General features: G+C 59.5%; 8 protein-coding genes. 4 read left to right on the forward strand and 4 right to left on the reverse strand.

The window, feature by feature from the left end; all coding sequences use genetic code 11:
• The first annotated feature begins 82 nt into the window (after positions 1-82).
• A complete protein-coding gene (locus EKD05_RS25740; protein WP_165360704.1) occupies positions 83-250 on the forward strand; it encodes a hypothetical protein in 168 nt (55 codons plus the stop codon).
• Between the two features lie 93 nt (positions 251-343).
• Positions 344-3,352, forward strand: a complete 3,009-nt coding sequence (locus EKD05_RS11850; protein WP_129672917.1) for a fibronectin type III domain-containing protein — start codon at positions 344-346, stop codon at positions 3,350-3,352.
• A gap of 580 nt (positions 3,353-3,932) precedes the next feature.
• Here the strand turns inward: EKD05_RS11850 and EKD05_RS11855 are convergent.
• Positions 3,933-4,835, reverse strand: a complete 903-nt coding sequence (locus tag EKD05_RS11855) for a protein kinase (protein WP_129672919.1) — start codon at positions 4,833-4,835, stop codon at positions 3,933-3,935.
• A gap of 131 nt (positions 4,836-4,966) precedes the next feature.
• The gene (locus EKD05_RS26340; RefSeq protein ID WP_205703927.1) at positions 4,967-5,557 is read right to left on the reverse strand and encodes an FHA domain-containing protein; all 591 of its coding nucleotides are present in this window, start codon (positions 5,555-5,557) and stop codon (positions 4,967-4,969) included.
• A gap of 337 nt (positions 5,558-5,894) precedes the next feature.
• On the opposite strand from EKD05_RS26340, the gene EKD05_RS11865 reads away from it, so the two are divergent.
• Together EKD05_RS11865 and EKD05_RS11870 are read left to right on the forward strand one after the other, a co-directional pair.
• Positions 5,895-6,671: an IclR family transcriptional regulator gene (locus EKD05_RS11865; RefSeq protein WP_129672921.1), complete on the forward strand. Its 777-nt coding sequence runs from the start codon at positions 5,895-5,897 to the stop codon at positions 6,669-6,671.
• A gap of 147 nt (positions 6,672-6,818) precedes the next feature.
• Positions 6,819-8,201, forward strand: a complete 1,383-nt coding sequence (locus tag EKD05_RS11870; protein ID WP_129672923.1) for a glycerate kinase — start codon at positions 6,819-6,821, stop codon at positions 8,199-8,201.
• 124 nt (positions 8,202-8,325) lie between these two features.
• Here EKD05_RS11870 and EKD05_RS11875 read toward each other — a convergent pair whose 3' ends face one another.
• Entirely contained in the window at positions 8,326-10,377 is a 2,052-nt protein-coding gene (locus EKD05_RS11875) for a glycosyltransferase family 39 protein (RefSeq protein ID WP_129672925.1), read from the reverse strand.
• A gap of 22 nt (positions 10,378-10,399) precedes the next feature.
• Positions 10,400-13,708 (reverse strand): Calx-beta domain-containing protein (locus tag EKD05_RS11880; RefSeq protein ID WP_305038301.1); only part of this gene is annotated, 3,309 nt, incomplete at its 5' end.

Consider the following 13,708-nt stretch of genomic DNA (forward strand, 5'->3'; position numbering starts at 1 on the left):
CGAGGGCGATATCACCAGGCCTGTGGGCGCAGCAGCAATGAGGCGGAGCGTTCCCGGAACGGGCGGATCAAGGGCAGGGCTGATGCAACGTCAGCTCTCGGGGGTCACCGTCACCGTCAACGGCTCGGCTCTTGCGTGCCAAGCCCGCCTGCGCGGGCTGGATGAGGCCACGCAGGCGGCCTTCGCGACCCGTCGCCGAGGGCTTCAGCCCGACGGTGCTCCGGTCAGGTGGACGTTGCAGCAGCCCTAGAATCAAGGGCTGCTGCGCCCCTACTTCGCACGCGGTAGTGCTATACTGAGCAAACACCTTTGGGGCAGTCTCGAGCATTATGTGGAGAACGCGATGAAGCGCTATCACCAATTTCGGCTTGCCATGGCCCTGCTCGTCATCCTCACCCTCATCCTGCCTTCCAGCCATCCCATTCTTGCCCAACAAACTGAACCCCGTATCCTGTGTTATCAGCCCCCCGAAACCAATTTCCCTGATGACTGCCAGAACCTTGCGGCAGCCGGAAAGTTAGAAGATCCGCCGTGGTCGGTGGTTATTGTCACGGGAGCTGAATTATCACGCTGGGATCTGGCCGACTTCGTTATGTTTGCCATTACACGGGGCAGTGCCAGTTCGCTTGAAGGAGAGATCACGCGGATCCGAGAGTATGTAAGTGGCGGCGGCAATCTGCTGCTGCTTGACCCAGCATTTGGCGAACAACTTGATCCGAGCCTCGCTGCACCAAGAGTCAACACGCGGCTCAACCGGGCCAGCGAATTGACGCGGGCAGGACTCTTCACGCCTATTGTGGGCGAGCCAGAAGCAGCCAAAAATCTGCCCCCCGCTGGCTTTGGCATTGTGCCCATTGCGACCCTTGGCGAGGCATGGATCCCGCAGACGCGGGCGGGGTTTGGCGCATTGAGCAGCACGACGTTGGCAAGTGCGTTGCTCGACGATGGCCGGGTGATTATGGCACCTACAGGCCTGACGAGCATTGATTTTGCCACAACGGCGGCCAAATGGGCTTGCTGCCTGCAGATCGCCTTTGGCCCCAATATGAGTGTTACGGCCATTGAGGTGACCCAGGCGATCCAGGATCTCAACAATAGTGTGGAATTGCTCGCCGGCAAACGCACCTATGTACGGGTACACGTTACGTCACCTCAAGCACGCAGCGGAGTGACCGCAACCCTCAGTGGCCGCAGAGGAGCGACAGTTTTTGCGAGCCTGACCCCGATCAACCCCGGCGGCACAATCACGGTCAAGCCTTCGCCGAATCGCGGGCTGATCAACGATAGCTTTCTCTTTGAGTTGCCCGCCAGTTGGACAAATGGCATCGGTAGCCTTGAATTGACAGCACGCCTCGATCCAGCCAATACTGTGCTCGATCCAGTCTTGAGCAACAACCGCCGCACCGTCACGGTCAATCTGCTGCGAGGCCCGGTGATGCGCCTGCGGATCTACAATGTACGCTATACCATCGGCAGCAGCACCTATCAGGCCTCTAACTTTCATGTCAATGCACTCGAATCGTGGTTACGGCGCGCCTACCCGATTGCGCAACTCAATGCAACTCGACGCACCTACAACTATACACCGAGTGGTCTGCCCAATGTTGACTCGCTCAATTCACGGATGGCCGTAGCTTGGTTGTTCGATCGCATCTTTGGTGGCATGTCATCGAACACCTTTTTCTATGGCATGGTTGACGATGGGGGGGGCTTTATGCGCGGCAAGGCGCTCGGTATTCCGGGCGAGATCTCCTCGGGCCCTACCGGTACACCTTCGGGAAGCTGGGGTTGGGACACCGATGGCAGCTATGGCGATTGGTACGGCGGCCACGAGATCGCCCATAGCCTTGGGCGCTCGCACGCCGAGTTCTGTGGTGCCGGTGGCGGTGTCGCTTTCCCCTATCCAAGCGGGCGCATTAGTCCAGCCTTGACCGGCAATACGGCGATCTATGGTTTTGACATCACGACACGGGCCATCTATCCACCCGATTGGCGTGATGTGATGACCTATTGCAATAACCAGTGGGTCAGCGACTTTACCTATGAAGGCCTTCGGGCCCGCTTTGCCACACTCAATAGCTTTGCGCTCACTGAGGCTCAGTTGCAACAAGGAACCTTTGCCCTTGTCACGGGCAACGCCAAACTCGTCCCTGGCACAGGACAATTTGACCAGATCAATGTCATCGAAGGGAGTGCCGAACTGCCGACGGGCGAAGGTGACTGGTCGATCGTGCTGCTGAGTGCCAGTGATCAAGAGCTTGCAAGCTACCCCTTTACCCCGGCACGGGTCGAAGATGACGATAGCCCGGAAGAGCCCGCTCTCTTCGCCGAAATTATCCCGTGGAACCCGGCAACCGCCCGGATCGAATTGCGCCAGGGCACAACCACCGTTGACACCCGCAACGTGAGTGGCAATGCCCCGACCGTGACGATTACCGAACCAACCGGCGGTAACCTGACGGGCGATAGTGTCACCGTGCGCTGGACTGGCGAGGATCTTGATGGTGATGAACTGAGCTACACGGTGCTCTATAGTTTTGACGCCGGTGATACGTGGCGGCCAGTTGCGACCGATCTGGCGGCAACCGAACTGACCGTCAACCTCACAAATCTGCCCGGTGGCGAAAGCAGCCGTTTTCGTGTCGTTGCCTCCGACGGCGTTCTGACTGGTCAGAACGACTCGGCGACCTTCGGCCTCCCCAACAAAGCGCCTCAACTGACGATTGTCACGCCCAACGAAGGTGCTACCTATTACCCGGCCCAACCCGTAGCCCTTGAGGCAAGCGCCTATGATCTCGAGGATGGCGAACTGAGTGGCAACGCCCTTGCCTGGAGCAGCGATAAGGATGGCGAACTTGGCAATGGCGGCTTGCTGACGATCGACAATCTTTCGACCAATACTCACGTAATCACCGTCACCGCAACTGATACGCAAAGCAATACGACCAGTCTCACTCGCACCGTCACCATCGCCTCGGCCATTGATGTCCCGCTTGCCACCGAACTCGAGCTAGCCCCCGGCGTCATTGGCGTTGCGACGATGCTCGCCGGCCCTGCCGAAACAACCGTGGTCAGCACCCGCGCACTGGGCGATAGTGACCAAGCCCTAGACTGGGCCGCGCAGAGTAGCGCCTCGTGGGTGACGCTACGCAAAGGTGAAGGCGCGCTCGCCGATAGGATTACCGGCAGCACACCGGAAGATTTTGAAGTCGTGGTTGATCCTACGGGCCTGCCCATCGGAAGCTACAACTCAACCATCCTTGTCACTTCCGGCCAACTCTCACGCACGATCACCGTCAATATGATCATCGAAGGAAGTCGGGTCTATTTGCCAAGCGTGCAGTCGAATTAAGTAGTGTGTGAACTACATTTCCCGGTCGCGTCGCCGACCACGAAGGATCCTCACGAAGAGACGAAAACAGGCGGTGTAACGCAATGATTCGTTGCTTCGTGGCCCCCATGCGTGGACGGCTGAGGACGCCAGAAAACTTAGGTTACAGACTAGTGATTAGTCTGTAACTTGAGTTTTCTGACATGCTCGCAGCCTTGTCATGCTGAGCGCAGCGAAGCATCTCTGCCGTGGGAATGCCTGAGACCCTTCGCTGCGCTCAGGGTGACAAGCTATCGGAAAACTTAGTTGACACACTAGTGATTAGTGTGTCAACTAAGTTTTCTGGTAGCGCCGCCGTCCAGAATACTGATCACGAAGAAACGAATATGGTCGTTGCGGTGCGGTATTCGTTTCTTCGTGCCCCCATGCGTGGACGGCTGAGGACGCCAGAAAACTTCATTGACGCACCAGTGATTAGTCTGGGAAATAAGTTTTCTACTCTGCTGCCGAAGAGAGTGCCGACTTCAGTCGGCTTCCGGCTCAGCCGACTGAAGTCGGCACTCCCATAGACCCGATGGACGATTGAATATTCATGAGCCGGCTAAAGCCGACACTCCAGCATACCAGGAAACGTCGTTGAGTGAGTACAAAGCTCATGCAGGCGGGCCTGAAAGCACGCCATATGCGGAATAGATCGCCCGCGCTGCGCAGGATCAGTGGCGGTTGCCTGCTCAATCAGGGTGCGTAAAGCTGGTAACGGGTAGGTGTGGGCAGTCAAGGCGGCCAGCAGTTTGCCAAGACCGTAGACATCAACAAGCGGCGAAGGTGGCGCGGGGTCAGCGCCCATACGCTCAGGCGCAAGATAGCCCGGTGTTCCATAGACAGCGTAGCGACGAGGCGCGGCGAGCCGTTCGGCAGCCCCGAGATCGATGAGCCGTACGTAGGGTTGGTTCGTGGACGCATGCTGCACCAACACATTCGCCGGATGTAGATCGTGATGCAGAATGCCATGCCTGTGCAAATGGCTCAGTGCATCGGCGAGTTGCTGCGCAAGCTTGATCGCCCAGGCGGGATCACGTGGTACCTGCCGCCGCACAAGCAACTGCGCCAGGCTTTGACCCGGTTCATAGGCGAGCGCCAGCGCAACCCGCTGCTGCGCACCGGCACCGCGTAGCCCCAGATTGCGCTGGCCCAAAGCCTCGGGGAAGCGCTGCCGATAGAGGCAGACTAGGTGCGGGTGACGCATCTGCGGGGCCGCCAAAATGGTATGCTCAGCATACAGGCTGGTTGCTGTAGCCGACGAGGCTAGCTTTAGTGCGCCCAGCCCCCAGCGCTGCGCTCGGCGCAACGAGATTCGACCTGTACGGAAACCAAGCTGCACCAACAAATGCCGCGAGCGCTGGCCTCCTCGCTCGTGATGCGCCGGAAGAGCCAGGTAGGTCGTCGCCTGGCCTCCACGCCCCAGGCGCGCTATCAATTGAAAGCCATTGATGATCGAAGCCATAACCGCAACCCTATGGATGATTTGACGCAAAGGCGCAAAGGCGCAAAGAGTGTTGAGAGCGCATCTTTGGGCCAGGCGTACGACGTATGGTTGTGCCAAAGATAGATCAGAAAACTTCGTTGAAAGCCTAATTATGCATTCACATCAAGCAGCAGCGCCAAACGAAACTCAGGCCCGATGAACAGAGGCTCATCTTCAGCTACAATTTCCGGGGTACCAGGGTTGAGCCGCCGGGCAAGCGTGCCCAAAAACGTACCACCGATGCTCTCTAGATCGGTCACCATCACCTCGTTGCCCACAAGACTCAGGCGGGCATGCAGAGGGTCAACACCAACCCCCTGGAGAGACAGATCGCAACCGGGGTCGCTCCCTATCGTCCAGTGACGGCCAGTCAGGAGCATAGTAAGGCGGCGCTCACCTTGCCAGATGGTCACGGTCAAGCGCATTGGAACCTGCTCAAGCGGGTTCCGCCGCGCTGTGGTCAGGGTGAGAAAGGCTGGTAGTGTTTCTTCGCTGTTTTGCCGTATTGCTTCTGAACCCCTGAACTGGCGACGGGTCAGATCGTGCCCGAGCTTGAGACCCACGCCAAACCATGTGATCAAGCCTGGAACCAAGATCCAACCCGCCCGCAGATCGGCCAAGATCATGCTGCTCATAAACCACCCTGAAACGAGCAGACTCACCCCCAAGCCTATCCCGACAAGCCTGTGAACAATGCGCATCGGCCCTTCTCCTTCACCCAAGACAAAGTCTGTCGGTTGCCCTGGGCTGATCTGCCAGCGCATCCGTTGATCATGTACCGTATGACAATGCACAAAGATGCGCCTAGCTCAGGGCCGTTGTTTTGACGCAAAGGCACCCGCAAGGGCACCCGCAAGGGGTGCCCGTACACCGGATTCGGCCCCCGCCCCGGTACGTGCACCCCTTGCGGGTGACCCGTTGTATCCGATTTCGTATGATGCAACAACCCTGCACCCCTGCATTCCTGATGTTGACAGCCTGCCCCTGAACGGGCTATGATTGAAACACAGCGATGATCCAGAAACCGTGATCTTACCTATGACTCAGTCACTTGACCGTGCCTTTGACCTGCTCGAGGCGCTTGCCACGAATGACGACGATATCAGCCTTTCGCAGCTAACCGAACGTACCGGGCTACCGCTCGGCACTGTCCATCGCCTCCTCAGCAGCCTGGTGAGCCGGGGCTATGCGGCGCAAGATCGCGAGACGCGCCTCTATGGACCAGGGCCACGCTTGCTCGAAGTAGCGGCACGGGCGTCGCAAAGCCGTCGCTTCAGTCTCAACCGTATTGTGCGCCCCTGTTTGCAAGAATTGACCCGCACCACCGGCGAGACAAGCAATTTGCTGGTGCTCCACGGTGACGAAGGCGTCTATAGCGAACAGGTCGCCAGTCCACATCTGGTGCGCATGTTTACCGAGGTTGGGCAGCGCGTACCCCTCTACTGTACGGGTAGCGGCAAGGCGATCCTTTCCGGCTTTTCACCCGATCAACTCGAGAGCTATCTTGCGCACACCCAGTTGCGCCCCTGGACGCCCAAGACGTTTGTGACGATAGAAGGGCTACGCAATGAATTGGCCCGCTCACAGACGCGCGGGTTTGCGCTCGATGATGAAGAGCGTGAAGCTGGTGTCTGTTGTGTCGCGGCACCAATTTTTGACCGCATGGGTCGCTGTGTTGCCGCAATCAGCATTTCAGGGCCAATTATGCGCATGACCCTCGATCGTGCCCTTGAATTAGGATCAGTTGTCAGCGAAGCCGCCACCAGTTGCAGTGTGCAACTGGGCTATCGCCCTCCGCCGCCTCCGTCAACCTGAGAGGCTGTCTGAAAAGGGTGTCAGCATCGTTCTCCACTGCGGACGAGCAGGCCTGTGAGGTCTGGTTGAGCGGATTCATTTCTTGAAAACCCATAAGTCGGCACTCTAGCGCAACCCGTCGACGTTTCAGACAGCTTCTGAGGGCATATGCAAGCAAACCAATTCTTCAGCACGTCTCTTCTCCAGTCGCGCCAGGGGGCGACGATCACGCAGATCCTGGCGGCGGGGATTACGTCCGTCGATCCAGCGGCCGCCGTTGCACGTTACCTCCGTCGCGAGGGCAACACGTTGCAGGTCGGTGAGCGTCGCTTTGATCTAACGACGCTTGACCATATCTTGCTCGTCGGCGCAGGCAAGGCAGGGGCACCAATGGCCTACGCAGCGGCGCAGGTGCTGGATGAGCAACTCAGCGCAGGGTTGGTGGTCGTCAAAGATGGTCATCTGGCAGAGCCGCCGCAGCCGACGCCACCCTGTTTCGCCAGGCTACACCTGGTCGAAGCCGGCCATCCCGTCCCCGATGAACGTGGCGTCGCGGCCGCGCAGGCGATGGTTGACCTGCTCGCCAAGTTGACCGAACGCGACCTCGTGCTGGCCGTCATCTCCGGGGGCGGCTCGGCGCTGCTGACCCTGCCAGTGCCGGGGGTGAGCCTCACCGATCTCCAGCAGCTCACCGCAGCGCTGCTTGCCTGTGGTGCAACGATTGGCGAGATCAACACCTTGCGCAAGCAACTCGACCAACTCAAGGGGGGCGGCCTGGCGCGTATGGCTGCGCCGGCAACCCTGGTCACGCTGATTCTGTCGGATGTGGTGGGCAATCCACTCGAGATTATTGCCTCGGGACCGACGGTTCCCGATCCAACAACCGCAGCCGACGCGCTGGCGATCCTAGAGCGGTACGATCTGGTGGAGCAAACACCGCCCGCGATCCTCGCCTATCTCCAGAGTCGCAACACGGGCACCAGATCACCTGAACCAGCACTAGGCGATCAGAGTTTCGCACGGGTCACCAACCTGCTTGTCGGCGACAATCGCCAGGCCGCCCTCGCCGTGCTAGAGACGGCACGGCAGGCTGGCTTTGCACCGCTCTTGCTCACGACTTCGCTCGAAGGCGAAGCCCGCGAAGCCGGGCGGATGCTCGCCGCCATCCTGCGCGAAATTGCCCTCAGTGGCAACCCCTTGCCGCGCCCGGCGTGCCTCATTGCCGGCGGCGAAACCACCGTGACGCTGCGCGGCAACGGGCGCGGCGGGCGCAACCAGGAACTGGCCCTCGCTGCGGTCAACGCACTCGACGGGTTATCCAATGTCGCCTTGATCGCCCTGGCGACCGATGGCGGCGACGGCCCCACCGAGGCCGCTGGTGCCGTTGTCACCGGGGCCACCGCCGGGCGCGCCCGTGCGCTTGGCCTTGACCCCGACGCGTTCCTCGCCAACAACGACGCCTACCACTTCTTTCACGCCCTTGATGATCTGCTGCTCACCGGGCCAACCTCAACCAACGTCAATGATCTGACGCTGCTCTTTGCATGGTGAGGGTGAGCCTCCGGCGGGGGCTTTGGGGCCTGCGGCCTTCAAGGATCTCGCGTATGCTGGCGAAAACGGCCAGCTTCGCTGGCCGTTTTCGCCAGCATACGCGAGGGTTTTGAGGACACCAGCCCTACGGCAACGCCAGACTTCGCACCGAGGCGTGATCGAGCAGGACACCGAGATCGCGTCGGTCGGGCGCGTAAAAGGTGGGACTTCGTAGGTCGATAGTCTCGGCTGGGGCTGGAAGCAGCAGATGGAACGTGCGCCACTCGGGGGCAAGCGTGATGGTTGCACACTGGCGTTGGGCACAGATGGTCAGCGGCACAGTCGCGCCGTCGGGATGCGGCGCAGCGGCACGCAACGTCAGGCGCATCAGACCAGCTTCGGCGTCCAGCGGATCAAGACGTAAGCTGGCCCGCCCGTTTGTCCAGCGTGCCAACGCGCCTTGCTGCCTTTCGGCAGGATAGACGCCGCCGACATACCCGAGATCAAGCCCGGAACCTACGTCGAGCGTGGGCAACGGGGCCGGCTTCAACATCTGAAAACCCCAATCAAGCGCCCGCTGTTCTTCCAGAAACTGCCCTTGAAAAGCCAGCCGCGCCTCGTCTTCGCGGCCTTGCTCACGCAAGAAATCGCCCATCATCACACTCGCGCCAACATAACCGGGGCGGTTTTCACGCGCCAATTGATAATAGCGCTCAGTCGCGGCCAGATCACCCTTCCGCCGGTGCAGATCGCCAAGCACCAGCCAGCCATCGGGCGTGGGCGAGGCTCGCAGCGCCGCCAGATACATCGCGGCAGCCGCCTCATCGCGCCCCGCCGAAGCGTGCCAGTCCCCAGTTTGCCGATAAGCACTCCGCTGTGCGCCTTGCGCGGCCCAGGCCCACGGATAATAGGCCAGAAAAGCGAGCACCATCAGGCTCAGCGGCAGCGCAAGCGCAGCCATGGCGGGCAGGCGCAGCCGTTCACCGCGCCAGAAGCCATCGAGCGCCAGGGCCGCGAGCGGGATCAGCACCATAAAAAGGAAATGCCGATAGCGCCACTCGGCGTGGGTCACCATGGTCGCCGCGAGAAAGATCAGCAGCCACAAGAGCATCGGCAACGCCAGACCTTCGCGCCGCGCCAGGGCCAGCGCAACCCCAAAGGGTGCCGCAGCCATGATCACAAAATAGAGCAGATCATCGAGCAAAAGCGAGGCGAGAAAGATCAGCGGTGGCGGATCGCTATTATAGTCAGGCAGCAAAAACCGATCCTCAATCGGCTTGACTGACCAGAGCCTGATCCATTCGGTGGGGATTTTCCGCAGAAAGATCAGCGGATCTTCGCGTAGGCGCTCGAGGCCGCGCTGGGTCGCGAAATCGGCTCGTTCCGCCGGACTGGGGATCGCCTTTAGCTGCGCATGGATCTCGGGGATCGTCTCGCGTGGCTCGTAGTAGACCCAGAGATCGCGGGCACTGCCGGTCTCGATCAGCACACACTCACCATACGCAAGGCAATTGCGGATCGTCCAGGGCGCAATCACGAGCGCCGTCACCACCGCCATCACCAGGGCAGGCACAACGGCGGCCACGCGCAGCCGTCGCCTCCGCCAGAGATCGAGGCCCACGATCCATGCCATAGCGACCGGCAAAAAAGCCAGACCCGCCGAACGGGTAAGGCAGGCCAACCCCAGCAGCGCACCGGCCAACCCGACCCGCCAGAGGCCACCCTTGCGACGCCAGCGAGCAAGCGCGAGCCACGAACCGGTAAAAAAGAACGTAAAGAGCGTCTCGCTCATATAGAGGCTGGCAAACGTCGCGTAGGTTTGCAACAGCGCCGCGATGGCAGCGGCAAGCAACGCAGGACGGCGCGAACCTTCGGGCGCGAGCTCGCGGGCGAGCAGATAGATGAGCCAGACCACCGCAACACTCAAGCCCAGATTAGGCAGCGCCGCCAGGTGAAGATCGCCATCAGCCAACCAGAGCGACCCGGCCAGGAAGAGCGGGTAGAGCGGCGCACGCAACCAGGGCCAGCTTTCATAGAAGATCCAGCCGCGCCCACCAAGCAGATCGCGCACAACGATCAGATATTCGACCTCATCATTGGCCGGCAAGTGCAATGGTTGCGCCCAGAGGATCAACCGCCAGATCAGGGCAACCAACAGGATAAGCGCCAGAGGCGTATGATGACGCAGAGCTTGCATAAGGCTTCATCATACCACATCCTTACGGAAGGGTAGGGACTGACACCCAGCCATTGCGATAACGATTGCCCATCACATCCTGGAAGCGCGTCTCAAGCTGGATCAGCGCGGTGCCCTGGCTGCCCGGCGTCACCACGGCTGGCACCTGATACGTGCCCAATGCCCCCGGCGCAACCCGTGCTGGTTGGATGATCAGAGCACCATTTTCCAGTTGACACGGATCAGCAATTTGAGCACAGACATCAGCCGGGAAGGTCAATTGGGGCGGCAGGTTGACGGTCAAGGTCGGACGCAGCGCCGTCGCGAGAAGTGCCCGATTCTCGTACGTCAAGGTCAAGGCGACCGTCGGCGTCACCTCCGCCGTCATACTGGCCCCCGTCACAGTCGTCAGCAAATCTGGCGCAGGCGGCGGCGGATTGACGGTCAGCGGCAACTTCACGCCATCAGCAAGCGCATCAAGCACATAGGCATTATCCTGATACGGGGTACAGACCACCGAGCGCCACCAGCCTGCCTCGGGATTGGCAAACGTATCGCGTTCCCATAAGGCCTCACCAGAGACCGGATTAGCAGGCGCAAGGCCGCCTTGGAGGGCACGTGGATCAAAGAGATCAGATGGACGATAGAAACGCACTCTGAGGCGGATATCCACCTGGCGATCAAGATCATACTGTTGCAACGTCAATGATGCCGTCGCAGGTGGCACATAGAACCACTTCGTCAAGCAGAACTCATCGTTGGCATAGCGCGTTGCATAGCGGGTGACATAGTTCTTCACCGTTGTCTGGGACATCCCCAGGGTGATGATTTCGCCGGTGGCGGTATCAACACGGGGTGCTGTAGTAGCCTGATCATCACCAGCAGCATACCAGCCTGCCCGCACCGCCCAGTTGTTCATATCATCGCCCTCGGTCGCCGAGCGCAGGATGTAGCGCCCACAGGCCGGTGCCGGAATCGTCCATACCGTCTGCCACTGCTCAGCGTTCGACGTCGGGGCAAAGATTTGCTGACCTAGTAGCGAACCATCTGCACCCGGGCCGGGCATGTTTACCGCTGGCCCGAGCTCGGTGTCTGGCCCGTAGAGCTCAAAGAAGGTATTGCCAGCATCGCTCAGGTTAGACGTTACCGTCATAGATGGAGTATTGAGAATAGTATCGAGTGTGTCTGTACTGTTATGCAAACCAGGACTGAACAACTGAATGCTCAACGGGCGATCTGCTTCCCAGCTACAGGGCACCCCGATAAAGGCATAGCTATAGCCTTCACGCCCGTCGGCCAAAGTGACATTGTTGATATAGTAGTACCCACGTTCGGCTGGAATATTAGGGCCAGCTGTAAACATATACCCAACGTAACCAGTGACATCATTCGGCCATGTGATCTCATTGTACACAATCGTGATCGTCGCGATATTCGGGTCGCCCAGCGTAGCATTTGTTGACGGATTCGTCAGGCCAAGGCGAATCGTCTTGTAAAGTTGGCTACTTGGGCGGCCATTGATGATGACGTCAATCGTCTGCGTGATCTCGCCGGTGGCAAAGGTTAGCGAGCCAGGCGTAAAGGTGTAGTCGGCAGCGTCAGCCGTGCCACCTGTTGCCAGGTCATAATCAATGGTCACAGGCTCAGTTGGCGCAACATCAAGCACCACATCAAGACGCACGGTTGCCGTTCCGGTATCCCCAATCGTCACCAACGCCTCGGCCTGGGCAAACCGCACCGTTGGCGTCGTTACAGGATCTGGTAGCACCCAGCCAAGACCCTGGCGATTGCCAAGCACAACTCGCTCGGTTGGTGCTGCACTAATCAGGCGCACGGCAACAAAACGATTCGGTTGCTCAAATGCAGGTTCTACCGCAAGCGTAATCGTACTGGTGATAGCATTTGGCACGATGATAAGGGTATCAGTCGCAGAGACCGAACTCGTGCCATCAAGGGTGTTAATAAGAATGATTTCAAACCCAATCTCAATAGCATCGCTAATCGGGCGCGTCAAGGTCAGCGGATAGCGCAGCGTACCACCAATCGCAGGCCCGGCGTCGCCAATCGAAACCCGCGTGCGTTCGTTATCAGTATTGGAGAGCGCAAAGCTCGCTGGAACGGGTTGAAGACCGGCGTAGTTCGGATCAGCACTGACGGCCGGTTGCACCTCGATGTTGTATGCCTGCAGGCCATCAAAGAGATCGTCATCAACACCAGTGATCGTCACGATCTGTGGCACAGCCCAGTTCGTCGCATCAAAGACGAGCGGCAAGCCATTTGCGGCACTGACAGCGCCCTCAGAAATATCGCTGGAGGTCACATCAATGCTTACTGAAGCAGTTGGCTGACTGGTCAGGCGCAGAGTCATCGTCACCGCATCGCCATCTTCACTCGTAAACTGGCTTGATGGCGCAACGACCTCAATGCCGGCGACATCGTTGTCGGTAATGCTAACCGTGTAGTCGGGCCAGGTACGGTTGTAGTTGGCATCAGTACTGGCACTGCTGATCTCAATGATGCCGGTATGTGGCGACGGCTCAACGATCGCATCGTCAAGCGCCGTGACCGTCACATTTTGAGACTCATTCCACCTATCTACGGTAAAGACCAGGGTTGTGGGTGCTACGTCAACCTGAGCATCCGGCGTGAGCGTGATCGTCACATCGGCAAGTGGTCGGCTCTCAAGCGTAAGACTAAAGACACCCGTATTGTCAAGCGCAGTGGGATCTTCACTCAGCGCGATCGTAGGCGGCAGAACAGTCAGGCCTGCAGTGTCATCCTCGCTAACTGTAACCTCCACCACCGGAGCATTCAGCGCCGCATAGACGGGATCGCTCGTGGTGATCGTATGGGTAATAGCCAACGTTCGCTCACCGCGAGCGATGTCATCATCGAGCGCTGTGACCGTCACCGTCTGAGGCGTCGCCCAGTCTGTATCGGTGAAACTCAGGATGGTTGGTATAACGGCAAGGGTGGTTGGCTCGTTGAGATTCAGGCTAACCGTTGCAGTCGGCTGGCTCGTCAGTTCCACGGTATAGGTAAAGACCGCCCCCTCCGCAAGGGTGACCGCGCTCTCACTCAGGATAAACCCGGCGTTGTCGTTGTCCGTGATCGTCACCGCCACCGCGTCAACCGCCAACCCTGCATACCCCAGCGCCGTGCTCGCCACCGCGTGCGTGAGCGTCACCACCCGATTGCCTTCGGCAATTGCATTCTCGGTTGCGGTCACCGTCACCGTTTGCGGTGCCGTCCAGTTCGCCGCCGTGAACGCCAGACTGCTTGCACTCGTCGTCACCCCACCCGGCACCGTCAGGTTCACCGTCACCGTCGTCGTCGGCTGGCTCGTCAGCGC

Source organism: Candidatus Chloroploca sp. Khr17, from assembly GCF_004138165.1.
Lineage (GTDB): Bacteria > Chloroflexota > Chloroflexia > Chloroflexales > Chloroflexaceae > Chloroploca.

Bases quoted from the DNA above. Each gene is read 5' to 3' on its own strand.
- EKD05_RS25740 (WP_165360704.1), top strand. From the start codon at position 83: ATGCAACGTCAGCTCTCGGGGGTCACCGTCACCGTCAACGGCTCGGCT.
- EKD05_RS11850 (WP_129672917.1), top strand. From the start codon at position 344: ATGAAGCGCTATCACCAATTTCGGCTTGCCATGGCCCTGCTCGTCATC.
- EKD05_RS11855 (WP_129672919.1), bottom strand. From the start codon at position 4,835: ATGGCTTCGATCATCAATGGCTTTCAATTGATAGCGCGCCTGGGGCGT.
- EKD05_RS26340 (WP_205703927.1), bottom strand. From the start codon at position 5,557: ATGCGCATTGTTCACAGGCTTGTCGGGATAGGCTTGGGGGTGAGTCTG.
- EKD05_RS11865 (WP_129672921.1), top strand. From the start codon at position 5,895: ATGACTCAGTCACTTGACCGTGCCTTTGACCTGCTCGAGGCGCTTGCC.
- EKD05_RS11870 (WP_129672923.1), top strand. From the start codon at position 6,819: ATGCAAGCAAACCAATTCTTCAGCACGTCTCTTCTCCAGTCGCGCCAG.
- EKD05_RS11875 (WP_129672925.1), bottom strand. From the start codon at position 10,377: ATGCAAGCTCTGCGTCATCATACGCCTCTGGCGCTTATCCTGTTGGTT.